This is a genomic window from Undibacterium sp. CY21W, assembly GCF_014284265.1.
Classification (GTDB): Bacteria; Pseudomonadota; Gammaproteobacteria; order Burkholderiales; family Burkholderiaceae_D; genus Undibacterium; species Undibacterium aquatile.
Genome location: NZ_JACOGE010000004.1, coordinates 192515 through 217899, shown reverse-complemented (window position 1 = coordinate 217899; position 25385 = coordinate 192515). Strand labels below are relative to the sequence as shown.

Here is a 25385-nt window from a genome sequence, read left to right as displayed (position 1 = left end):
ACCATTCTTTTAAGTAGTCTGAACTACGCTGCTTTTTGCGGCACCGCGACCGTATTAAATTCCGCCAGCAATGTCGCTTGTTTATTTTTAGCGGCAAGCAAATGACGTTCTTTGACATGACCGTAACCGCGAATATCTTCGGGCACACTGGCAACCGCAACCGCACTGGCGAGATTACCTGCATTCAGCAACGGCAACAGTTGCAGTATCGTCTGTTTGTATTCAATCACCAGCGCACGTTCGGTTCTGCGTTCTGCAGTATATCCAAATACATCGAACATACTGCCACGCAAAGATTTCATCTTCGCCAGCACACCGAATACTTTCATCATCCACGGCCCATAATGTTGCTTGATCAGGTGTCCCTGTGCATCGTGTTTGGCAAACAACGGCGGTGCGAGGTGGAAATGAACCGCGTAATCTCCCTCAAACATATCGGCAATTTTTTTCTGGAACTTGCCATCGGTGTACAGACGTGCGACCTCGTACTCATCTTTGTACGCCATCAGTTTGAACAGATATTTTGCCACTGCCTCAGTCAGACGTAATGGCTTACCATCGGCAATCGCAGCCTCAGCCGCTTTGACTTTATTAACGAAGTCACTGTATTGCAAGGCATAAGCAGCATCCTGATAATCTGTCAGGAAAGTAATCCGTTTAGAGACGATGTCATCCAGTGTCGGTGCGCGTTTCAGCTCAATCACCTGTGCCGGAGCCACCAGCTTTTTCACTGCCGCCAGATCATGCGCTGCGATACGTCCCCAGTTAAATGCCTGCTTATTAAAGTCGATCGCGACGCCATTGAGTTCAATTGCGCGCATCAACCCAGCTTCACTCAGAGGCACGCAGCCTTTTTGCCATGCAAAACCCAGCATGAACATATTCGAGGCAATGTTGTCACCCATCAGTGCCGTTGCCATGCGGGTGGCGTCAACCATATCGACGCGGTCTTCACCGCAAGAATGACGGATTTCCGCTTCCGCACTCTCGCCCGGGAAAGTCCAGTCAGGATTTTTAATAAAGGTCGAGGTTGGTGAAATGGACGAATTGACCACCGCACGGGTACGCCCTTCGCCCATACGCGACAGCGCATCACGACTGGCGGTCACGACTTCGTCGCAGCCGATCACCAGATCCGCCATGCCGGTACCGACACGGGTGGAATGCAAATCGGCAGCATTATCCGCAAGACGCACATGCGACATAACCGCGCCGCCTTTTTGCGCCAGACCGGTGATATCGAGTACGGAACACGCCTTACCTTCGAGATGCGCCGCCATCGCCATGATCTGACCAATCGTGATCACGCCGGTGCCACCGATACCGGTCACCAGCACGTTCAGTGGTTCTTTCGTTGCAGGTAAAGCCGGCGCAGGCAAACTGGCAACATCGAGCGCAGTCCCTTGTTCTACTTTGGCCTTCGCTGGCTTTTTCAGCTTGCCGCCTTCGACGGTAACGAAACTTGGACAGAAGCCGTTCACACAAGAATAATCCTTGTTGCATGACGATTGATTGATCTGACGCTTGCGCCCGAATTCGGTTTCCAGCGGTTCGACCGACAGGCAATTTGATTGCACCGAACAATCGCCGCAACCTTCACAGACTGCTTCATTGATCACAGCGCGTTTGGCTGGGTCAGGGAAGCCAGGCTTGCCATCTTTGTCAAATTTTTTCCGGCGGCGACGCTTTTCAGACGCACAGGTCTGATCGTAAATCATCGCGGATACGCCTTCGATTTCACGCAACTCGCGCTGTACCGCATCGAGTTCGCTACGATGGCGCACGGTCACGCCGGGAGCCCAGTTGTAATTGGCCGGATATTTTTCCGGTTCATCGGTCACGACGATAATCGGTGCGACACCTTCTGCCGCGATCTGGCGTGAAATCATGCCGGGGTCCAGCGGGCCGTCAAATTCCTGACCACCCGTCATCGCAACGGCGTCGTTAAATAAAATTTTGTAGGTGATATTCACGTGCCCGGCAACCGCTGCACGTATCGCCAGCAAACCAGAATGGAAATACGTACCGTCACCCAGATTGCTGAACACATGCTTTTCATTCGTGAACGGTGCCTGACCTACCCAGGTCACGCCTTCACCGCCCATGTGACTGAAGATCGTCGATTCGCGATTCATCCACGTCACCATGTAATGGCAACCGATACCCGCCAAAGCACGACTGCCTTCTGGCAACTTGGTCGAGGTATTGTGTGGGCAACCTGAACAGAAATGCGGGACACGATCTTTGTTTGGATCAGGTTTTGCTGCAACGTTCAGCATTGCCTCTTTGGCTTCCAGATAAGCGACACGCTGTTTGACGCGTTGCTCGACCGGATGGCCGGAAAAATACTTGGTGATACGGGACGCAATCGCGCGGGCGATCTGCGCCGGGCTGAGTTCATAAGTCGCTGGCAACAACCAGTCGCCATGACCGGTATGGTCGAGATCGCTCCATTCACCGGTATCGTCAAACTTGCCGACCACGCGTGGACGCACATCATCCTGCCAGTTATATAGTTCTTCTTTGAGCGCGTATTCGAGAATCTGACGCTTCTCTTCGACCACCAGAATTTCATCCAGACCTTTGGCGAATTCGCGCACACCTTGCGATTCCAGCGGCCAGGTCATGCCGATTTTATACAGACGGATACCAATGTCGGCCGCCGCCTGCTCATCGATGCCCAGATCCGCCAGCGCCTGGCGGGTGTCGAGATACGATTTACCTGCGGTGATAATGCCGACTCGGGCACGCGGACTATCCCAGATGATCTGATTCAGTTTATTGGCGCGGGCATAGGCTAATGCACCGTACCATTTGTAATTGATCATGCGCGACTCTTGCGCGAGCACAGGATCAGGCGTGCGTATGCTGATGCCATCAGCAGGCATCTGGAAATCGCAGGGAATAATTGGCTTGATACGTTCAGGATCGATATCGACGGAAGCGCCGGATTCCACTACTTCGGTCACACATTTCATCGAGACCCAGAGGCCGGTGTAGCGCGAAAGGGCAATACCATGCAAGCCATAATCCAGATATTCTTGTACCGATGATGGATATAACACCGGAATGCCACAGGCTTTCAGAATATGTTCAGACTGATGTGCCGCGGTAGACGATTTTGCAGCATGGTCATCACCGGCAATGACCAGTACACCACCATGTTTCGATGTTCCCGCCAGATTCGCATGTTTAAACACGTCACCGCAGCGATCAACACCCGGACCTTTGCCGTACCACATCGCAAACACGCCGTCGTATTTCGCTCCCGGGAACAGATTCACCTGCTGCGTACCCCATACCGAGGTTGCCGCCAGATCTTCGTTCACGCCTGGATGAAATTTGACGTGCGCTTTTTCCAGATATTTTTTTGCTTTACTGGCGGTCAGATCGACGTTGCCCAAAGGCGAACCACGATAGCCGGTAATAAAGCCAGCAGTATTGAGTCCGGCTTTTTCATCCGCCTGCCGCTGCAGCATCATCAGGCGCAATAAGGCCTGGGTGCCGGTCATGAAAGCGCGTCCGCGCTCCAGCGTAAATTTATCGTCGAGGGAAATAGAATTATCGATCAGCGCCTGCTGCTCGGGTCTGAGAGGTGCATTCATGGGGTCTCCGTGCTTTTTTTGTATGGCATTGGTATTTGCCACTAATCAGAATCACCTTGTGAGTGAATCATATACTTTTTAATTCTGGTCGCACATTAGCATGCAGCATGGTACGTCCCCATGCACAGTCACGCACAAAAATACCAGTACAGTACGACTGACAGTGAGATAAAGTGTACTGGTTCCTGAGAGAAACAATATAGCCTGTTTTTTAAGCTATCATCTATACAGCTGTATCGTGCTGTAATCGTGCTGTTATTGTTGTTTTTCCATTGAAGACAATGTTCTGCTGGTTCTTTTCTGGGAAAATGCAAGAGCGCTTTTAATCCAACGAAAAAAACTATGCCTGCCTCAAGAGACAAATTGCTGTCCACGCTCATGCGGCCAAGTGCCGCCATGATGAGCAAGCTCAGCTTGCGCACCAAACTGCTGTCGATGTTTATCGTCTTGATGCTGCCGACGCTGCTGCTGGTCATGTACATGTTGTCGAAAATGCAGACGGATGTTGAAGTCGCGCAAAATGAGCTGGGCGGCATACAGATCAACCGTCAGGTTATGGATGTGATGATCCAGACCCAAAAACATCGCGGTCAGGTCAATCTGAAATTATCTGGCGGGAATATTGATGCCGATCTGGCGACAACCAGAAAAGCCTTGTCGGATAGCCTGTCACGACTGAGTCAGGAAATCGTCACCAACCCCGAATTCAAGCTCGCCGATAACTGGAAACCGCTGGAAACCGAATTACGCCAGTTGGCAGCGGGGCAGATCGCAGAAACGTCCGCCGCCAGCCTCGCTCAGCATACCAGTCTGATTGCCAAAATTCAGGATTTCTCTTTGTATGCGAGTGAACGTAGTGGCTTATTTTTTGACCCCGAAGCGGCCACTTATTTCCTGATGGATGCCGCCATCATCAAGATTCCCACATGGATAGAACAAGTGGCTCTGCTGCGGGGCCTGGGTGCCGGTTATATCAAATCAGGTACGATCGATTTTTCCGGTAAAGCGGCGATAGTCTCGCGCCTGAGCGCTTTACAGACCGCAATCAAAGCGGTCAACGATCTGGAACAACAACTGAAACGGGCTGGCGAAACCGTCCCGACTGAGCAGCAGGCAAGCATCAAAGCGAGTGAGGAATTCGCCGTACTGGCAAAGCAGAATTTGCTGGGAGAAAACGTCAGCGGTGACGCCAGCAGCTATTTCGAACAAGGGACGCAGGCCATCGAAAAAACCGTCAGACTGCAACAGCAATTGCATCAGCGACTGACTGACCTGCTCAGCGAACGCGTGGCAAAACAAAGCTTCCGCAGAAATCTGATCTTTACCGTTCTGGTGTTTTTATTTTTGACGGTATCTTACCTGTTAGTGGGATTTTATCGCGGCTTTATGCAAGCGCTGCACGCCGTGCGTGAATCCGCGTTGTCGGTGTCTTCCGGTGACCTGACCAAGCAAATACATATCGACGGCACAGATGAACTGGCGGAAACCGGCAATACCCTTGAAACTATGAATCTGAGCCTGTCGGGTCTGGTAGCAAATGTACGCACGAATGCGAGCAAGGTGTCACAGCTTGGACAGAATCTGGCCAGCGATATCGGTGATCTGGCAGTCAGAACCGAACAGCAAGCGTCCAGCCTAGAAGAAACAACGGCGAGTGTCGAAGACCTGTCGGTAACAGTAAAAAAAAATGCTGAAAGCGCCCGCGAAGTAGATCATCTGGCCTCGAATCTGAGTCAGATTGCAGCTTCCAGCGGTGACGCGATGCACGCCGCAGTAACGTCTATGCAGGGCATACAACAAAGTGCGCTGAAGATGCATGAAATCATCAGCATGATCGATGGCATCGCTTTTCAAACCAATATACTCGCGCTGAATGCAGCGGTTGAAGCAGCGCGCGCCGGTGAACAAGGGCGCGGCTTTGCCGTGGTGGCAACCGAAGTCCGCAGTCTGGCGCAGCGCAGTGCTGACGCGGCAAAACAAATCCGTGATCTGATCGATCAATCGGTACATCAGGTCAAACATGGCGTCGGTCAGATCAACGACGTCAACACCACACTCAATAACATCGTCTCTGGCATACGCGATCTGGCGGGCAATATTAACGAAATATCCAGCGCGTCAGAGGAGCAAAGCAATGGTCTGGCGCAAATTTCTGAAGCGCTGAAGCATCTCGATGAAATCACACAAAGTAACGGCGGTATGGCAGAACAAGCGCGCAGCACCGCGATTCATCTCGAACAGCGTGCCGCCTATCTGACCAAAGCCGTCGCCAGCTTCCACCTCAGACAGGGTACGGCTGACGAAGCCTATCTGATGGTCAAGAAAGCGATCGAACTGTTCCAACGTAAAGGCAGGGCTGCATTAGCAGAAATCACCGGCGATAAAGACCACTATTTCAGCCACAAAGACATGTATGTGTTTGCCTTCAACCGGGATGGCCAGTATCTGGCATTCGGCGGTAATGCAGAAAAACTGAAACTGAATCTGTTCCAACTGACGGGCCTCGATGGCCGCAAACTGGTGGCCGATGCGTTCAGCCTGCCGGCATCGGGTGGCTGGGTCGATTACACCATCCTGAATCCTGTCTCGAATAAAGTCGAAGGTAAAACTTCGTATATCGAAGCGGTGACGAGTGACATTGTTTTGGGTTGCGGCGTATATAAAGCCGACGGCAGCTAAATCACAGCATCGGGCGCATCATCGCGCTTATCCCGCGATATAATGCATCCATGAAACTCAAATTCACCAAAATGCATGGCGCCGGCAATGATTTTGTCGTGATCGATGCGATTAATCAGCAGATACAATTCACCCGCGAACAGTGGCAGCATATCGCTGACCGCCGCTTTGGCATCGGTGCAGATCAGATTCTGGTCGTCGAAAAATCCGACACGCCGGATGTTGATTTCCGCTACCGCATTTATAACGCCGACGGCGGCGAAGTCGAGCAATGCGGTAATGGCTCACGCGCTTTCGTGCGCTTCGTCATTGAGAAAAAACTCACCGACAAATCGACCATCCGTGTTGAAACCATGTCCGGCATTATTGCCCCACGCATGGAAAGCGACGGCAGCATCACCGTTGATATGGGTGCGCCGATACTGGAACCGGCAAAAGTTCCTTTCGACAATTCCGGGTTGACTGCGATTTCCCAGGCCGATGATACGCTGTGGCCACTCGATGTGAATGGCAAAACCGTCTCTGTTTCTGTGGTCTCAATGGGCAATCCCCACGCGGTACAGGTGGTTGACAATGCAGAGACTTTTCCGGTCGCGGCCGATGGCCCTGTGATCGAACATCATCCGCGTTTCCCCAAGCGCGTGAATGCTGGTTTTATGCAAATTAACGATCGTCATCATATCCGCTTGCGCGTGTATGAACGCGGTGCGGGTGAGACGCTGGCCTGCGGTACCGGTGCCTGCGCGGCGGTTGTCGCAGGTATACGGCGCGGCTTACTCGACAGCCCGGTGCGCGTCACCACCCATGGCGGCGAACTCTCTATCGCGTGGCAAGGCGAAGGCAGCTCTGTTATGCTCAGCGGCCCGGCAGTCACGGTCTTCGAAGGCGAAATTAATCTCTGATCAATGTAATGAATTCAACTGACATCGCAACCTACCTGATCCAGAATCCGGATTTTTTTGAAGAGCACGCAGAATTACTGAGTGCGGTCAAACTGACGAGCCCGGTCATGGGTCGTACCATTTCTCTGCAAGAACGACAAATGGAAGTCGTGCGTGAAAAGTATCGCGCGCTGGAACTCAGATTGTCCGAATTAATGCGGATCGCGGAAGAAAATCACGACATCAGCAAAAAATTTCAGGCATGGACGCGCGCCCTGCTGCTGGCGCGCAATGATGTCGATCTGCCGTTTGTTCTGACCCAGGGTTTACAGGATATTTTCCAGCTGCCGCACGCCACCTTGCGCCTGTGGAATGTCGCTCCTGAGTTTTCTCACACCTGGTTTGCTGCGCCCGCCAGTGAAGATGCCATTCTGTTTGCAAAAGGCCTGACAACGCCGTTTTGCGGTCCGAATCAGGATTTCGAGGCAGCCAGCTGGATAGAAGCCAGCGCACCGGTACAATCCATCGCCATGCTGCCGCTGCGTCTGTCGCCAACATCACCGGCCTTCGGTTTGCTGGTGCTGGGTTCGCCCGATCCGGCGCGTTACACAAAAAACATGGCTACCGATTTTCTGGTCAACATCGCCGATACCAGCAGCGCTGCATTGACCTGCCTGATCGATATTTAATTCACTGACGCCAGACCGGAGTCGCCATGGCAACGCCAGATCACCTACCGGAAACGACTGCCGCTGGCGACAATCTACTGCATGAGTATCTGGAAGTCTTACGCAGTCAGCGCCAGCTGTCACCGCATACGCTCAGTGGCTATGCACTCGATCTGCGGGAATTGCAGCGATGCGCCGGGTCACAGGCAATCGCTGAACTGAGCACTACGCAAATCCGCCGCTTTACCTCACAACTCCATGCCCAAGGTTTGAACGCCCGCAGCATCGCACGCAAACTGTCGAGCTGGCGCGGCTTTTACCGTTGGCTGATGGAGCAGCATGACCTGAGCAGCAACCCGGTCGAAGGTATACGCGCGCCGAAAAAAAATAAGCCTTTGCCCAAAGCACTTGGCGCCGACGATGCTGTGCGTCTGGTGTCGCATCGCGGTGGCGATGAGGCAACGCCGCGCGCAAATCGCGCCATGTTTGAACTCTTGTATTCGAGTGGTTTGCGCGTTTCCGAACTGGTCGACCTGGATGTCGCTGCAGTACAAGAGCCTGGCTATGCATCGGCAGGCTGGATCGATCTGGATCAAGGCGAAGTGCACGTGACTGGTAAAGGCAACAAACCACGCATCGTGCCAGTCGGCGCGCCAGCGCTGGAAGCCGTGCGCGACTGGCTGGCTATCCGCGGCAGTCTGGTCAAAGCCGACCCACATCCGCTGTTTCTGAGTGAGCGCGGCACACGGATTTCGGCACGTCTGGTGCAGTTGCGCATCAAAGCCCATGCACAAAGTCTGGACATACCAGCCAACGTCCATCCGCACATGCTGCGTCATTCCTTTGCATCGCATGTATTGCAATCCTCCGGCGATTTACGCGCGGTACAGGAAATGCTGGGACATAGCTCGATTGCCGCGACGCAGGTGTATACCTCGCTCGATTTTCAGCATCTGGCAAAAGTCTATGATCAGGCGCATCCGCGCGCCAAGAAATAGCATACTCCCCCTCGTTTTCATGATTTCACCCTTGATGTCCTTATAAAATAAGGGCGTCAAAATATACTCTCCCCAGTATATTTTTAGCTTATTTCATCAATAGCGATGAATTCTGGTGGCTACGCCTGCAACCAACTGCGACCGAGGCCACGGCGGCCGGGCAGTCACCGCCAGCGCATTCTATTCCATCCCGGCAATCACCACGCATTTGCGGTTGCCTCATCTCTCTATAAAAAACAAGAGAAACATGATGAATACAACAGTCTACGTCATCCTTCAGCGGCGTCACTGACAGGTAATAATGCCTTGTTACATTGGGATACTTTTAACCCCTCTGGACAAACGAAAATGAAATTCAAGCCTCTTTACGTCGCTGTTCTCGGCGCCGCACTTACTCTCTCGGTCACAGGTTGCGGCACCAGCTCAAACGATCCGGCACCGGTCGCTGAAGCACCGAAAAACGTGATCTTTTTCTTGGGTGACGGCATGGGCATGACGACCATGACAGCAGCGCGTATTTACTCTGTCGGTGAAGATGGCGAACTGACCATGGATACCTTGCCAGAAACCGCTTTCGTTAAAACCTTCTCTAACGATGCACAGGTCACTGACAGCGCACCGTCGATGTCAGCGTATATGACTGGCGTCAAGATGAATAATGAAGTGATTTCCATGTCCCCGGACACCGTCGCGGTTGACCCGGTTGCCGACGTTAACGGCAACAAACTGGCAAATAATTGCGGCACCAACAATGGCACCAGCGCCACCACATTACTGGAACTGGCCAAAGCCAAAGGTTTGTCCGCTGGCGTTGTCACGACCACCCGCGTTACACATGCGACACCTGCAGCAACCTACTCACATATCTGCCATCGCGATCTGGAAAATGATATCGCTGCGGCAGCCGTTCCTGGCGGTGCTGGCTACAACACAGCGCTAGGCACAACAGGTCTGGACGTACTGATGGGCGGCGGTCTGCAATTTTTCACACCATTTAAAAACGGTGGCAAACGCGCCGATGGGCGTGATTTAGTCGCTGAAATGAAAGCGAAAAACTACGCCTACGCGAGCAATGCGACCGAATTCAATGCGATTGACGGTACCAAAACAGATCGCCTGCTCGGCCTGTTCACTTCCAGCCATATGAGCTACGACCTTGATCGTGATCCGGCCAAAGAACCAAGCCTGGCGGACATGACCACCAAAGCGATGGACGTGTTAGCGAAAAATTCCAAAGGCTATTTCCTGATGGTTGAAGGCGGACGTATTGACCACGCTCTGCATGAAACAACCGCCAAGAAAGCATTGCAAGACACGGTTGCTTTCGACAATGCAATCAAAGCTGCGATTGCCAAAGCGAAAATCAGCGACCCTGATCTGAAAAACACGCTCATCGTGGTCACTGCTGACCATGACCATACTTTGGTACTGAACGGCTACGCCAAACGTACCGGTAAAACAGCCAGCGGCAATCCGGGTGTACTCGGCGTGGTGAAAAACTATGTGACCGGCGCAGTCGAAAAAGATCTGGATGGTGCACCGTACTCCATCATCGGTTTCGGTAATGGTGAAAATCGTACACAAGGCAGCCGCAGCAGCATGATCAGTCTCGATGAAACCACAACCAGCGCCAATACCTACCATCAGGAAGCGGTGGTACGCGTGGCAGCAGGCAGCGAAACACATGGCGGTACTGACGTATTCCTCGGTGCGATTGGTAAAGGCGCCGATACTTTCCTCGGTACGATCGATAACACCAAAGTCTTCGGTCTGGTGAAATCGGCCTCTGGCTTGTGATTATTCAACATTGTTGAGAACGGATAACTGATTATGAAACGCACACTTTTAGCCGCCACACTGGCGATGACTTTTGCCAATGCTGCAAACGCTGCAGGCGAAGCAAAAAATATTATTTTCTTTTTGGGCGACGGCATGGGCCCATCAACCATCACGGCATCCCGCATTTTTAAATACGGTGAAGACGGCAGCCTGAATATGGACAAGCTGGAACGCACGGCCCGTATCAAGACTTATTCTAATGATGCGCAGACGACCGACAGCGCACCATCGATGGCAGCCTACATGACAGGCGTGAAGATGAACAACGAAGTCATCTCCATGTCTGCCGACACCGTTGCGACGAATCCGGGCAAAGATGCGAATGGCAATCTGGGTATCAACAATTGCGCCGCGACAGGTAACGGCACTTCGGTACCAACCATACTGGAACTGGCAAAAGCCAAAGGCAAAGCAGTTGGCTCCATCACCACGACTGAGCTGACACATGCAACGCCAGCCGCAACTTTCTCGCATATCTGTAACCGCAATGCGCAATACGCGATTGCGGCGCAGGCAGTGCCAGGTGGCGCAGGCTACAACAGCGCCTTGCTGGATGGTGTGGATGTGCTGATGGGTGGCGGCCGCAACCACTTCCTGCCTTACGATGCAACGACCAGTGTTGGTAAACTCGGTCGTGCCGATGGTCGCAATCTGCTGAATGAATTCGCAGCCAAAGGCTACACCGTTGCGGCGACTAAAGCGGACATGCTGGCAGCGCCGACGAATAAAAAATTCATCGGTTTGTACAGCAGTAAAAGCCATCTGGAATATGAGCTCGATCGTACTGCAACACCGCCGGTTGGCGAAGGCGCGAACCAGCCTAGCCTGGCCGAGATGACGACCAAAGCGATGGATATTCTGTCGCAAAATTCGAACGGTTATTTCCTGATGGTTGAAGGCGGCCGCATTGACCATGCATTGCACGGCACCAACGCGAAACGTGCACTGACAGACACCATCGCATTTGATGATGCTGTGAAGGCAGCATTGGACAAAGCAAAACTGACTGATCCGACGCTGGCCAATACATTGATCGTAGTCACCGCAGATCATGACCACACGCTGGCATTCAATGGCTATGGCAAACGCGGCAATCCGATTCTGGATATCAACCGTGGCTACCGCGACGGCAAGCCAAGTCTCGATGCCGATGGCAATACTTACACCACACTGGTGTTCGGTAACGGTCCTAATCGCCCTAACCTGCGTACGAATCTGGACAGTGCAACCGTATTGGCCGATAACTACTTGCAAGAAACCGGCGTTCGTCTGGCCAGTGAAACGCACGGTGGTGGTGATGTGAAGTTGTTTGCCACCGGTGCAGGCGCAAAATCGTTTAAAGGCACACTGGACAACACTAAAGTATTCACACTGCTGAAATCAGCTTACGGCTTCTGATTCCTCCATCGCTGAATATATACAAAAACCAGAGGGTGTTGCCCTCTGGTTTTTTTCATCTTTACAGCTATCAGCGCATATCGTCTGATATCGCAATATTCACGAGTACGAAAGTCTTATTTAAAAATGAAATTCAAGCACCTTATCGCCGCACTGAGCCTGACCCTGCCACTGACCGTCAGCCATTTTGCAATGGCAGCGCCAGCGACGCCTGAGACGGCGGCGCCGGATCTGGATATCCGGATACAAAATTACAGTCGTGTGTTAACACCAGAAGGTGTGACGCGCGAAGCACGTTACGAAGAAACCCTGTTACGCCGCGCCAAACACGTCTGGATCGCCCGCGTTTTGCCAGCCGGTATGCATGACCACGCAGACGGCGATCATGCTGATGAGAAAACCAACAAGAAAAATAATGCTGGCAACACGAAAGAAGCCAAGCACAAACACTTCAATCATGTGGTGCTTCCGCGCCATGTGTTCCAGGAAAATAATAAAACCCAGATCGAATTCGTGAACACGAAAGATAAAGAAATTATCGCTATTCCTGTTTCTGAATACGACAACGTGAATTTCGATGGCTCGTGGGAAAACGCGTTTTATCTGCTTGATCCTAAACTCGTCAAAGCCATGCCGCTATCAAAGAAGGCATCGACCGTCAGCGGTGCGCAATGGCGTGAACGCGAAATGAATGGTAATTTCCAGAGAGTATTGTGGGATGAGCAAAAGCAAATTCCGCTGATCATCGAAAGCGGTGATAAAGCCGGTACTTTCTTCCGCCGCGTTGAAGTCAAACTGCAAGCTCCGCTCAGCACTAAGCTGCCATGGCAAAATTTAAAAGGCTATGCGCAAAAAGAATATGCGGATTTTCTTGATTGATTTGTACGCAGATCAACCGCGCTGTAATGAGCGCTCGTTTTTAGATGAGCGCTCAAACACAGAGAGCAGATACTCCCCGTTACTGAGCCATCAATACCCCTGATGTCCTTATAGAATAAGGGCATCCCAATATACTCCCCCCAGTATATTCAGACGTAAAAAAGGGCAGAATCATCTGCCCTTTTTCATTCAAACCTGCGTCGCACTTCCGGTCAGATCTGCGCCGGAAGTGCATTCATCAGAATTTATTTCGCCAGTTTGACACTGCTGACATCGGCAGTCAGATAGCCAACCGCAGAAGCGAAACGATCTTTGTAGTTCGCCCGCACCAACGGATCGAGCGTAGGCTTAACGATATTGTGAATGCTGCCCCAATCGCCAGCGTGCTGGAAATTGCTGGTGATGTAGGTCCAGCCATTCAGATTATCCACCACCGACAAACCAGTTGCCTCAGCACCGGCAGGCATAGATGCAACGCGGGTCAGCTTTTTGGTGTCGACGTTATAAGCCCACAGGAAGTTGTTGACGTGATAGCTGCTGTCTTCGCCGATAAACAAGGTGCGCAGTTTTTCGGAGAATTTCAGATTATCCGGCGCGCCGATTTTGTCCGGATTCGCTGTATTGCCCAACGCATCCGCCGCAATATCTTCACCGATCAGCAATGTTTTGGTGACAGTCGGCACCCATTCACTGTTGATGGCCGCACCAGAAGTATCTTTCTGACCGCCCGCCAGCGTATGCGCCAGAATACCGCCTGCGTTCAAGGCTTTTTCTAAGGTCACGCCGAATGCTTCGTTCCATGCCGCATTACCGCGCACCATGGAACTTTGCATGTTTTGCAAAGCAGAATAAGCAATCTTGTCTTTTGCATTCACGGTCGTGCCTTCAAGCTTCGTCAAGGCCATACTGCCGCCCATCAACGCCGCATAACGATGTGTTTCAAGGAAAGCCGCTGCTTTTTCCATACCAGCTTTGACGCGTACCCACTGGATTTTTCCACTGATATAAATCTTGGTGTAAGTCGCATCTTTTGGATCGGTATTGGCCACATCCATGATGTCAGTTGGTTTCAGCTTGTTTGCCAATGCTTCGATTTCTGCACTGGTCGCAGAGCCGAGTTTAATCCAGCTCAGTGACGCACCGGCAGCTGCAGTATCAAGTGAGAAACCCGCACCTATTTTAGCCACATACAAAGAACCGGAAGACAGGTCTTTTTCTTTGTCTGCCACGAAAATAAACAAGCCGCCATTCGTTGCATCGTCACCCATCAATGCCGTGCGGTTATCCGGGAAAACCTGTATCAGCTCATGCGAAATACGACCCAGGCAATAATGTTTTTTGATCGAACCAGTACCGTCAGGATTGACTGTCACTTCTGGCAAATGACCATAGTGGTACGGATTTGCTTTCGTTGCGTCACCAAACAAATTGGTGCTGTATGCCGCGAACATCGCGTTCGACGAAATCGTGAACGCATCTGGTTCATACTCTTCGCTAGACAGATGTGTGTCCCACGGCGACAGGCTGGAACCGCAGGTAATCCACAAACCATTGGCTTTGGATGTATCGACGTTATGGTATTTCACCAGGCTCAATTTACCGGTTGTCTGATCCTGATCCAGTGTCAGTACAGCGATAGGTGAAGGCAATTTACCGTACATATCGGTTTTGCCATCTTGCGCCCAGGTTGTGTATTCGAACTGCACCACCGCAAATACTGCTTTGCCTTTGATGCCTGTCACTGTCGGATTCGGCAACGATAACAGGGAAGTGCCATCCGGCGAATCTGAGAAATATTGACGTTCTTTGCCCGCAACGGTCGCATCAATAATCGGTTTGTTATTGATGTCGTAGTAACCACCGGCCAACACTGTGCCGCCGTTACCGTTCGGCACCATGTCACCGGTCAGGAAGAATGGCTGATAGGCCAGTTTGTAGGTTTGCGTAGAGTTGTCGCTAAACGTCACATTCAGGCTGGAAGCCACTGTCGTCGTTGCCATCGCGGCGGCATTCGTCAATGTTGGCGCAGTCATTGCAGTGAAATCTGCAGAAACAAAATTCGCCACAGGAGCAGCCGGAGCCGCAGCAACCGCCGAGCTGCCACCACAGGCAGAAAGCAGCGATGCAGTGGACATTGCACCGAGCGGCAGCAACGGTGCACCAGCGAGGAATTTTAATGCCTTACGGCGACCTGATTGAGGTTGATCTGACATGAGTAGAATTCCAGAATAATTGACGTCAAAACGCGGGCATCAGCGATGCGCGGCGCACAAATTTAGTAAGAATCGGGACGCAGAACGAGACGCATCAGCGGATTCACCGTGCGCAGTTTAAAAAGTAAATATGACAAGACGATGAATAGAAACACTGCTGTGCTCACACGACGTCTGCCTGACGTTGTTTTGATCAGACGCACTTTTGCAACTGAATTGCATTTTCAGGCATAATGCCTGCTTACTCTTACTTATTCTTGCTTACTCTTTTCTGCATTCAATATGAAATCTGCGCATCACAGCCACTCCGTCAGCGATCAGGCACAAGCCTCGGACTTGTTGCGGGCCAGTGGCGTCCGCGTTACCGATGCGAGGCTGGGCGTATTGTCTGTATTGCTGGATACCAAACGTGCGTTGTCGCATCTGGAAGTGCAGGATGCGCTGCCTGAAATGGACAGAGTCACCTTGTACCGCGCACTGGATTGCCTGACGGAAGCTGGCTTGACGCATAAAATTCCGGGCGATGACCGGGTTTTCCGCTACAGCACCGGCAGTGAACAGTCAGGCGATTCGAAAAGCGGCGTGACGCAGCACCAGCACGGCCATTTCAAATGCACCCGCTGCGCCCGCGTGTTTTGTCTCGATGATGCAGAACAACCGGCGTCTTTACGCGAGCAATTGCAAGCGACCCTGCAGGCAACGCTTGGGCGCGGTTTTCAAAGTCATGACATCGAGCTGACCATCAAGGGCTGGTGTGCTGACTGTTCCAATTAACTTTTCCTTCTGACACTATGGCACTGATTCCAACCACTATTCTTACCGGCTTTCTGGGCGCGGGAAAAACGACCCTGCTCAATCGCATCCTGCAGGAAAACCACGGCTATAAAATCGCCGTGATCGAAAATGAATTCGGTCAGGAAAATATCGACAATGAAATTCTGGTTCAGGACAGCAATGAACAAATCGTCGAAATGAACAATGGTTGTATCTGTTGCACTGTCCGCGGCGATCTGATCATCGCACTCAGTAAGTTGATGCAACAAAAGAACGAAGGCAAGATTGATTTCGACCGTGTGATTATCGAAACCACAGGTCTGGCCAATCCTGGCCCGGTGGCGCAAACTTTCTTCGTTGATGAAGAAGTCGGCACCTACTACATGCTTGATGCAGTCGTCACCGTGGTTGATGCGCGTCACGGTATGCAGCAACTCGATGAACATGAAGAAGCGCAGCGTCAGGTGGGCTTTGCCGACAAGATTCTGCTGTCTAAAATTGATCTGGTTGATGCCAAACAACTGGCGAGTCTGCGTTCACGTCTGACGCATATCAATCCACGTGCGCCAATCAGCACTGTCGATTTCGGCAAAATTGCCATTGCTGAAGTGCTGGATCTGAAAGGCTTCAACCTGAACGCAAAACTGGATCTCGATCCCGAATTTTTAAGTGAAGAAGAACATTCCCACGAACATCATGCTGAACATGCGCACGATGACGAACACTGTGATGAACATTGCACGCATGAACACGGGCACGAACATGCGCATAATCATCATCACGCCCATCATTCTGACGATATCGCCGCATTTGTATTTAAAAGCACACGCCCATTCAATACCGGGCAGCTTGACGAATTTTTAGGTGGACTGGTGCAGGTATTCGGCCCGCGCATGCTGCGTTATAAGGGCGTGCTGTACATGCAAGGTGCTGACCGTAAGGTGATCTTCCAGGGCGTGCATCAGATCATGGGAACTGATGTCGGCGCGAAATGGGGGGATAAAGAAACGAAAGAAAGCAAAATGGTGTTTATTGGCAAAAATCTACCAAAAGACATATTTATTCAAGGTCTGGAGCATTGTTTAGTATAAACTGTCGGGCTACTGATATCAGGCATTGTCTGTTGTGCAAGTGGCATGAGTAAAAATGCTGCTTTTCATATCAGTAAGGGGAGGATAAATTATCTGAAAACTTCATCGTTTCAGACTTTTTCTATGTGTTAACCCGTTGTATCGAAAGTAAGCGAAGTGGCAACTAAATCATCTAAATCGACTGCTACAGTCAGCGCCCCCGAAGCCCTGCTCACCGAGGAACAAATCCTCGCGATGGGAGAGAAGGACTATATGAACGCTGCACAACTGGCATTTTTCAAGGCCCGTTTGCAACAGCTTGAAAAGGATTTATTGAAGAATGCCGACGAAACTACCGAGCATCTTCGCGAAACCGTATTAGTTCCCGATCCGGCAGACCGTGCCACGATCGAAGAAGAACATGCGCTTGAGTTACGTACCCGTGACCGCGAACGCAAATTGCTGAAAAAAGTTCAGCAATCTATCGCCAGCATCGATGAAGGTGACTACGGCTGGTGCGAAGAAACAGGCGAGCCTATCGGCGTTCCACGCTTATTGGCACGTCCGACAGCAACGCTGTCACTCGAAGCTCAGCAACGACGCGAAATGAAACAAAAACTGTACGGTGATTAATTCCACTGTCACAAAAAAGCGTTAAAGTAAAAAGCGTGTGATCAGTTACACGCTTTTTTTACTCAAGGAACTGCAACAGTGTTGCACCAATAAGGAACTTTGTAGATATTCAGCTATCCAAGCCGCGTCTTGCACCTGCCAATCAAGGAAAGAATGTTGGCTTTTTGCAACACAACTTACAACGCAATACCCATAGCAATATCCGGTCAAGTTTTCGATACAAATGAGCTCATCTTATCCATTCAGACACAGACGCAGCAGCCACTGGCTGTTGTGTCTGCTGCTGCCCGCTTTATTGCTGGCGCAATGGGTCAGTCTTTCTCATAAACTCGCGCACGCGGGCTGGCCTGGTGGCAAAGCGCAAGTCACCGCGCTCAGCAACAGTTACACGTTCTGGCAAGCCACTTCGGATTCCGACGAAAGAGCACTGCACTCCTGCGCCTTATTTGACGCGACCGTTGCTGCGGATTATCTCGATGCCAGAGTGCCGACACTTTCGGCCATCGATACAACAGACTTCATTAACACCTTTGCCGCCAATATCGTCTGGCTGGCCAGCATACAGCTCTCATTCTCTTCACGCGCCCCGCCTTTCTGAAGCATTGAAAATCTCAGCCGGAATTCAATTTCATCCGGCACTCAGCTCGTTTTTTCAGATCGCTCTTCTGAGCGGTCTGCTTTGTTCATTTTCATGTTTCAGGAAAAATCATGCAATTTCACCGCACCATTGCCGCAGCCGCCGTCCTCTCCGCCCTTGCTCATTGCAACGCCAACGCACAAGCGATCAATACTGTCACAGTCACTTCCAACCCACTGGGAAATGGCGAAGACATGCAAGTACTGACGCCGGCAAAAATACTGTCCGGCCCTGAGCTTCGCGCAAAAATTGGCACCTCACTCGGTGAAACGCTGGGTAACGAGCTCGGTGTATCCGCCTCAGGATTCGGTGCAGGCGCATCGCGACCTATCATCCGCGGTCTGGAAGGACCACGGGTAAAAATTCTGCAAAACGGTATGGGTGTTGCCGACGTCTCCAGCCTGTCTAACGATCACGCAGTCGCCAGTGAAAGCTCGACCGCACAACAAATCGAAATTTTGCGCGGCCCAGCGGCTTTGCTCTACGGCAGCGGTGCCATCGGTGGTCTGATCAACGTCATCGACAATCGCATTCCCACCGTATTAAATAAAAAAATCACTGGCGAAGCGGAGCTCAGATACGGCACAGTGAATCAGGAAAAAAGTGGCTCATTCTCCGTGGATGGTTCCAGCGGCAACATAGGATTACATGTAGACGGCAACAGCCGTGAAACCGGAAATTATGATATCCCGGGTAAAGCAAACCTGTCAGATCCGGCATCAGCAGATGGCAAACTACCTTCCAGTTTCACCCGTTCAAACAGTCTCGCTGCCGGTGCATCCCTGATTCAATCGTGGGGTTATCTGGGCGCAGCGGTGCAAACTCTGAACGACCATTACGGCATACCAACTGCAGAAAAATCCTTTATCGATCTGCGGCAGAACAGGCTTGATCTGGAAGGCCAGCTCAACTCGCCACTAAAAGGTTTTGATAGTCTGAAATTTAAACTCAGCGGCACTGATTATCAGCACACCGAAAAAGCTGAAGACGGCACCCCGGTCACAAACTTTAAAAACAAAATGCTGGAAAGTCGCATCGTCCTGTCGCATGCGAACTGGTCCGGCTGGCAAGGCAGTTGGGGGCTGCAGACGGAACAGACCAAATTCTCAGCATTGTCGGCTGCAAGTGGCCGCGCTGATACCGTTCCTTCAACCAAATCAACCTCGGTTGCGGTATTCGCGCTGGAACAACGTCAGTTTGGTGATGTTCTTGGCAGCGCAGGTGTACGCCTTGAAAATGTCAGCCGTGAACCAGACGAAATCAGTGCACTCGCTCACAGAAACTTCAATCTGTATTCCGCGTCTGCCGGTGGTTTATGGCAATTTACTCCGGGCTATAGCGCCGGTCTGAGTTTGTCACTCGCGCAACGCGCTCCGGCAACAGAAGAATTGTATTCAGCAGGCCCGCACGAATCAACAGCGACGTTCGATATCGGCAATATCAACATGAAAAAAGAGATTTCACATAATCTCGAATTCACCCTGCAAAAATCCACCGGATTGCTGCGCTGGAAGTTGAATGCATTTATTAATCAAGTCGACAACTATATCTATGGTCATACGGATGGCACCAAAGTAGATGGAGAAGGTATCCCTCAGGCGGACGCTGAATTTACTTTGCGCAACTGGTCACAGGCGACTGCGAAGATTCGCGGTGGCGAAGCGGAAATCAGTTATAACCACTTGGGAGAAGGATTTTCTGCGCGCGCCTTTGCTGATATCTCGCGCGGTACACTGACTGATCTCGGAAACTTACCGTTGCAACCGGCCACACGTGCTGGTTTCGATTTGGGATTCAAACAAGGGGCTTGGCGCACATCGCTGAATATCCTGCATGCACAGCGTCAGGACAGACTGGCCAGTTTCGAAAATTACGTCACACCTTCGTATACCAAAATAGACGCCAACCTGAGTTACTCTCATCCGTATCAAGGACAACAAATTACCTGGTTCCTGATGGCCAGAAATTTGCTGAATCAGGATATACGCCTGTCCACTTCGATATTGAGAGAAAGTGTTCCACAACCAGGCAGAAGCTTTATCGCCGGAGTCAGAACCAGTTTTTAATTTCTGCCTTGTTACGAAATGTAAAATTAAATTTACACAGATGGCGTAGTTAAATGCGAAATGGAGGCTAAATGCCTCCATTTTTGTGTATATGAGCTTAATATGCTAACTTCTCTAAGATATTTTAAAAAAACTGATTTTTGTAAAAAATAAAACATTGTTAAGTCAGAAAAGCGCAGCTTACTATTTACGCTCAATTAAGAATATACTTAGCAAGTACAAATTTCACTCGTTTAAGACGTATTTTTTTAGGAATAGTGTGGGGATTTTTTCTCTTTTCGGTAAAAAAGGTGGCAAAAAAGAAGATCGCTCCACCGAGAAATCTTCTTCAAGAAAAGCTCGCTCTAAATCTGGTAACACTGTTATTACAGGTTTCCATGACAGCGAGGTTTTCAGCAATTCTGTCATTGCCCAGCGCCACGTCGCTCGTGCTACTGAACGAAAAATTGATGCCATAGAATTTGAAATGTCGCGCGACATCGTCAAGACGCGCCCGCCGGTCATCACCAAAACCGATATTTCAAAAAAACTCGGCAACAGTAAATTTGATCTCACCGAACACACACAACCTCTGACAAATCGCGGTCCTATAGCGGATTTTCAAACAACGCTGCCAATGCCGATGCCGTCAGATTATCTGCTCGGCCACAATACAGAAATTCCGGGGTCAGCACTTGCCTATAGTGAATCCGTACCGGTTCTCGAAGAAGCAGCTATTTTGTTTGCAAGCGGACAAAATGAAGTGGCAGAGCAAATGCTGGATGCCGCTGTACATCACCAACATCTGGGACTGGCGACCGAAATAGGCTGGCAGATGCTATTTGATTTATACCGGATCACGAATAATCAGCATAAGTTTGAAAGCCTCTCGCTCGATTACGCCAACAAATTTGAAACCTCGCCTCCATTGTGGCCTGAAAATACACCGCAGCCAGAAGCCGACACGCATCCTAAGGATGCGTCCCGACCAAGCATACTTTTCCCGGTAAAACTTGACGCTACCATTGTCAAAATACTGGAAAAAATTAATATTGCGAGCGCAAAAAGTCCTAGCCTGCGTCTGGATTTCTCAAAAATTAAAGAAGTTGATCCTGTCGGCTGCGGCTTATTGTTACGGACACTCAAAAATCTGAAAAAGACCGGGCATGATCTGATGCTGGTCGGCGCACAAAGCCTGACAGATAAAATTCGCGCCATTTTGCAGGTCGGGCGGCGTGATGAAACAGAAGCACCGTGGCTGCTGTTATTGGAAATTCTGCAATTGCTGCACTTTGAAAAAGCATTCGAAGAAGCCAGCATGGATTACTGCATTACGTTTGAAGTGTCTCCGCCATCGTTCGAAGCACCTCAGAATAATGTCACCGATGCCTTCCCAGAGCTCAATCATGAAGAGGAAGAAGCGCCTTCTGATCGTTTCTTCATGCCTGCAATGGTGGATGGCAGCGTCGACACGCTGGTGAAAAAAATTGCTGAACAAGCAGCACAGCACCAGCCTTTGATCATCGATTGCTCGAAACTTGACCGCGTGGAATTCAGTGCCTCCGCTGAGTTATTAAACGGCCTGGCACCCATCGTCGGCAAACCCGGCGTAACTATCCGGTTTGAAGAAGTGAATTATCTGGTCATGATGTTATTTAACGCGATGGGTTTAAAAAATATCGCCAGCATCTCACTGCGTAAGCACTAGACTTCTTGTAATTCTGCCGACACACCCCATTTTCTTTCTGGTTCCGATGCGCCATCGCGTGTGTGTTGTCGCTTTTTATTCTTGCGCCTATCTGTCATCCGTCTGACAAAGACGATTTTCAAATAAGTATAGCGGTAGCAAGCACTCACGTAACAAGATCCGCTCAGTACGCAGTCTCGTTCTGCTTCAATCTCTGCCGGCGCGAGCCTGCGAAGCTTCGCGACATAGTTTCAACCATTTATGAGGTCCTTATGGAACAATTTCACGGCACCACCATCCTGACGGTACGGCGCGGCAATGTAGTCGCCCTCGGCGGCGATGGCCAGGTCACCCTTGGCAATATCGTTATGAAAGGTACAGCGCGCAAGGTGCGCAAGCTGTATCACAATAAAGTACTGGCGGGTTTTGCTGGCGGTACCGCAGATGCATTCACATTAATCGAACGCTTTGAATCTAAACTGGAAAAACATCAGGGGCATCTGATGCGCGCATCGGTGGAGCTCGCCAAAGACTGGCGTACCGACCGTATGTTACGTCGCCTGGAAGCAATGCTGTTGGTGGCAGACAAAGACACGACCCTGGTCATCACCGGCAATGGTGATGTGCTCGAACCGAATCAGGGCATAGGCGCAATCGGCTCTGGCGGCACCTTTGCACAATCAGCCGCGATTGCCCTGTTTGAAAATACCGATTTGTCGCCAGTCGAAATCGTCAAGAAGTCGCTGACGATTGCAGGTGAATTGTGTATTTATACCAATTTGTCGCACACCATAGAAACCCTGGAATAATTTTGATTCACCATGCCTGATGAGCGCCTGCGGCGCCGGTATGGATTTAAGAAGCAGATAGGAAACAGCATGAATATGACTCCGCAAGAGATCGTCTCTGAACTCGATAAACACGTGGTTGGTCAGGCCAAAGCGAAACGGGCAGTCGCAATTGCCCTGCGCAATCGCTGGCGTCGCCAGCAGGTCGAAGAACCGTTACGCCATGAAATCACGCCAAAAAACATTTTGATGATAGGCCCGACAGGCGTCGGTAAAACAGAGATCGCCCGTCGTCTCGCGAAACTGGCGGATGCCCCTTTCATTAAAATTGAAGCGACTAAATTTACCGAAGTCGGTTACGTCGGGCGCGACGTTGATACCATCATCCGCGATCTGGTCGATATCGGCATCAAGCAGACCCGCGAGTCTGCGACACGCAAAGTCCGGCTGCGCGCGGAAGATGCGGCAGAAGACCGCATTCTCGATATTCTATTGCCACCGGCACGCGATTTCGGCATTCATCCTGAAGGCAGTGAAGCTGCGCCAGCCGCTGACAATGCGACCCGCCAGACTTTCCGCAAACGTCTGCGTGAAGGCGCGCTGGACGACAAAGAAATCGAACTGGAAGTGGCTGAAGCGGTAACCCACATGGAAATCATGGCACCGCCGGGCATGGAAGAAATGACCGAGCAGATTAAAACCATGTTCTCTGGCATGGGCAATGGCCGCAAGAAAACCCGCAAACTGAAAATCAAAGAAGCATTCAAATTGCTGATTGAAGAAGAAGCGGCAAAACTGGTCAACGAAGAAGAATTGAAACAGGACGCGATCAGAAACGTAGAGCAGAACGGTATCGTTTTTCTGGATGAAATCGATAAAATTGCATCGCGCTCAGAAACCGGCGGTGCCGAAGTTTCGCGCGCCGGTGTACAACGCGATTTGCTGCCGCTGGTTGAGGGCACGACGGTCAATACCAAGTATGGCATGATCAAAACCGATCATATTCTGTTCATTGCTTCTGGCGCATTCCATCTTGCCAAACCGTCGGATCTGATCCCGGAATTACAAGGCCGTTTCCCTATCCGCGTCGAACTTGAATCCTTATCGATTGCCGATTTTGAACGCATATTGACCAGCACCGACGCTTGCCTGACACGTCAGTATCAGGCACTACTGGCAACCGAAGATGTTGCGGTGGACTTCACTCCGGAAGGCGTGGAAAAACTCGCCAGCATCGCTTATTCCGTCAATGAAACAACCGAAAATATCGGTGCGCGCCGGCTGTACACTGTGATGGAAAAACTGCTGGAGGAAATCTCTTACGCAGCACACGAAAACGCCGGAAAAGTGGTGACGATAGACGCGGCCTATGTTGAAGAGCGACTCGGCGCATTGTCGGTTAATGAAGACTTGTCGCGCTACGTGCTGTAAGCGGCGACCCTGATCATTCTGCGAGGTTCAACATGGCAAACAAAGCACTGGCAACACGGCAGCGTATGCAATTCCGTGTTGAGCCTTCGCAGGTGGGTCGCCACTTAGCACAACATCATGCGACAAAGCTGGCATCCGGCACAAAGCCCAAAGTACATCCGGCACCGGCCACAGCGAACGCAACAGCAAAAGCAAAAGCGAAACCCAGGCTAAAGGCCAAGGCTGAATAAAGCCTGAGCATTTTTTATCGCGCGTGCCTTACTCAACTTAAGTCAGCGCGACATTTTATTTCAAGAGAAAACACCATGTTTGAAACTTCGGCCGCCAGCGAAAAACCAGATTATGCCTTGCTGGTAAAACAGATTCGCAGCATCTTAGAAGGCGAACGCAATCTGAGCACCAACGCGTCGCAATTTTCAGCCTTTATTTATCACAGCCTGACGGGGCTGAACTGGGCCGGGTTTTATCTGTGTACACCGGCAAAAAAACCCACGACAGAATTTCCACATGATTTACTGGTCGGGCCGTTTCAGGGCAAAGTCGCCTGCGCACGCATTCCGTTTAAACGTGGCGTCTGCGGTACTGCAGCAGCGGAAAAACGCACGGTGTTGGTTGCCGATGTACACGCGTTTCCCGAGCATATCGCGTGTGATTCTGCATCGAATTCTGAAATCGTGATTCCTGTGATCGTGAATGGACAGGTCGCCGGTGTGTTTGATATCGACAGCCCTCATCTGAACCGCTTTTCAGCAGAAGATCAGCAAGGACTGGAAGCACTGCTGGCTGAATTCATCAACGCCACCGATTTTCCCACGCTCTGATCGTCGCTCAGAACGGCAATGACACAGGGCAAGTTGATGATGATCTATGCACATTTGACAACGCGATAGTGGCAAAGCTGCATGGCTGGCTTTATACTGGATTCTTGCCACCAGCCGGAGCCCGTCATGCCAGGAAGCCGCCGCCGTAAAGCTTTACGCAAATATTGTCAGCCATTGCGGCGCAAAGATGTGATTTCACGCTTACTGGTGGATATCGGGCTGCACTATCTGGACATACTGGGATTCGCAAAAACCCGAGAGCTGATGCAGCGCCACGCAATTGCCGAACCGGTGATCACGCGGGTGCTGGAATACCCAGCACAACGCCGCCGTTATTGA

General features: G+C 51.0%; 20 protein-coding genes. 18 read left to right on the top strand and 2 right to left on the bottom strand.

Translation table 11 applies throughout. From position 1 onward, the window contains the following. Nucleotides 1-23: 23 nt before the first annotated feature. On the bottom strand, nt 24-3605 hold the full coding sequence (locus H8K29_RS11290; protein ID WP_186897674.1) for an indolepyruvate ferredoxin oxidoreductase family protein: 3582 nt from the start codon (nt 3603-3605) through the stop codon (nt 24-26). A 342-nt stretch (nt 3606-3947) separates the two neighbouring features. Between H8K29_RS11290 and H8K29_RS11285 the strand changes: the two genes are divergently transcribed. The 7 genes from H8K29_RS11285 (at nt 3948) to H8K29_RS11255 (ending at nt 12947) form a co-directional block, all read left to right on the top strand. After that, a complete protein-coding gene (locus tag H8K29_RS11285) occupies nt 3948-6284 on the top strand; it encodes a methyl-accepting chemotaxis protein (protein WP_186897673.1) in 2337 nt (778 codons plus the stop codon). Nucleotides 6285-6334: 50 nt separating this feature from the next. Then, nucleotides 6335-7186 (top strand): diaminopimelate epimerase, encoded by an 852-nt coding sequence (gene dapF, locus H8K29_RS11280; protein WP_186897672.1) that lies wholly within the window; start codon nt 6335-6337, stop codon nt 7184-7186. Between the two features lie 8 nt (nt 7187-7194). After that, a complete protein-coding gene (locus H8K29_RS11275) occupies nt 7195-7854 on the top strand; it encodes a DUF484 family protein (protein ID WP_370527173.1) in 660 nt (219 codons plus the stop codon). A gap of 26 nt (nt 7855-7880) precedes the next feature. Beyond that, the gene (gene xerC, locus H8K29_RS11270) at nt 7881-8831 is read left to right on the top strand and encodes a tyrosine recombinase XerC (RefSeq protein WP_186897671.1); all 951 of its coding nucleotides are present in this window, start codon (nt 7881-7883) and stop codon (nt 8829-8831) included. 348 nt (nt 8832-9179) lie between these two features. Next, entirely contained in the window at nt 9180-10628 is a 1449-nt protein-coding gene (locus tag H8K29_RS11265; RefSeq protein WP_186897670.1) for an alkaline phosphatase, read from the top strand. Between the two features lie 33 nt (nt 10629-10661). Then, a complete protein-coding gene (locus H8K29_RS11260; RefSeq protein WP_186897669.1) occupies nt 10662-12068 on the top strand; it encodes an alkaline phosphatase in 1407 nt (468 codons plus the stop codon). A gap of 126 nt (nt 12069-12194) precedes the next feature. Beyond that, on the top strand, nt 12195-12947 hold the full coding sequence (locus tag H8K29_RS11255; protein WP_186897668.1) for a hypothetical protein: 753 nt from the start codon (nt 12195-12197) through the stop codon (nt 12945-12947). A gap of 245 nt (nt 12948-13192) precedes the next feature. On the opposite strand, the gene H8K29_RS11250 is transcribed toward H8K29_RS11255, so the two are convergent. Beyond that, nucleotides 13193-15160, bottom strand: a complete 1968-nt coding sequence (locus H8K29_RS11250; RefSeq protein ID WP_186897667.1) for a PhoX family phosphatase — start codon at nt 15158-15160, stop codon at nt 13193-13195. Between the two features lie 282 nt (nt 15161-15442). On the opposite strand from H8K29_RS11250, the gene H8K29_RS11245 reads away from it, so the two are divergent. From H8K29_RS11245 to H8K29_RS11195, 11 genes are all read left to right on the top strand, one after another. Further along, nucleotides 15443-15934 (top strand): Fur family transcriptional regulator, encoded by a 492-nt coding sequence (locus tag H8K29_RS11245; protein ID WP_186897666.1) that lies wholly within the window; start codon nt 15443-15445, stop codon nt 15932-15934. A 17-nt stretch (nt 15935-15951) separates the two neighbouring features. Next, nucleotides 15952-17025, top strand: a complete 1074-nt coding sequence (locus tag H8K29_RS11240; protein WP_186897665.1) for a GTP-binding protein — start codon at nt 15952-15954, stop codon at nt 17023-17025. 207 nt (nt 17026-17232) lie between these two features. Continuing rightward, complete coding sequence (dksA, locus tag H8K29_RS11235; protein WP_186884601.1) at nt 17233-17637, top strand: RNA polymerase-binding protein DksA; 405 nt, start codon at nt 17233-17235, stop codon at nt 17635-17637. A 223-nt stretch (nt 17638-17860) separates the two neighbouring features. Continuing rightward, nucleotides 17861-18235: a hypothetical protein gene (locus H8K29_RS11230; RefSeq protein ID WP_186897664.1), complete on the top strand. Its 375-nt coding sequence runs from the start codon at nt 17861-17863 to the stop codon at nt 18233-18235. A 110-nt stretch (nt 18236-18345) separates the two neighbouring features. Beyond that, entirely contained in the window at nt 18346-20340 is a 1995-nt protein-coding gene (locus H8K29_RS11225; RefSeq protein WP_186897663.1) for a TonB-dependent receptor, read from the top strand. Between the two features lie 259 nt (nt 20341-20599). Further along, complete coding sequence (locus H8K29_RS11220; protein ID WP_186897662.1) at nt 20600-22027, top strand: hypothetical protein; 1428 nt, start codon at nt 20600-20602, stop codon at nt 22025-22027. Nucleotides 22028-22278: 251 nt separating this feature from the next. Further along, nucleotides 22279-22815 carry an ATP-dependent protease subunit HslV gene (gene hslV, locus H8K29_RS11215; protein WP_186884391.1) on the top strand — a complete coding sequence of 179 codons (537 nt, stop codon included), beginning with the start codon at nt 22279-22281 and terminating at the stop codon, nt 22813-22815. Between the two features lie 69 nt (nt 22816-22884). Beyond that, nucleotides 22885-24225 (top strand): ATP-dependent protease ATPase subunit HslU, encoded by a 1341-nt coding sequence (gene hslU / locus H8K29_RS11210; protein WP_186897661.1) that lies wholly within the window; start codon nt 22885-22887, stop codon nt 24223-24225. A 32-nt stretch (nt 24226-24257) separates the two neighbouring features. Further along, on the top strand, nt 24258-24455 hold the full coding sequence (locus H8K29_RS11205) for a hypothetical protein (protein WP_186897660.1): 198 nt from the start codon (nt 24258-24260) through the stop codon (nt 24453-24455). Between the two features lie 75 nt (nt 24456-24530). After that, nucleotides 24531-25046: a GAF domain-containing protein gene (locus H8K29_RS11200; protein WP_186897659.1), complete on the top strand. Its 516-nt coding sequence runs from the start codon at nt 24531-24533 to the stop codon at nt 25044-25046. A gap of 126 nt (nt 25047-25172) precedes the next feature. Further along, the gene (locus H8K29_RS11195) at nt 25173-25385 is read left to right on the top strand and encodes a hypothetical protein (protein WP_186884387.1); all 213 of its coding nucleotides are present in this window, start codon (nt 25173-25175) and stop codon (nt 25383-25385) included.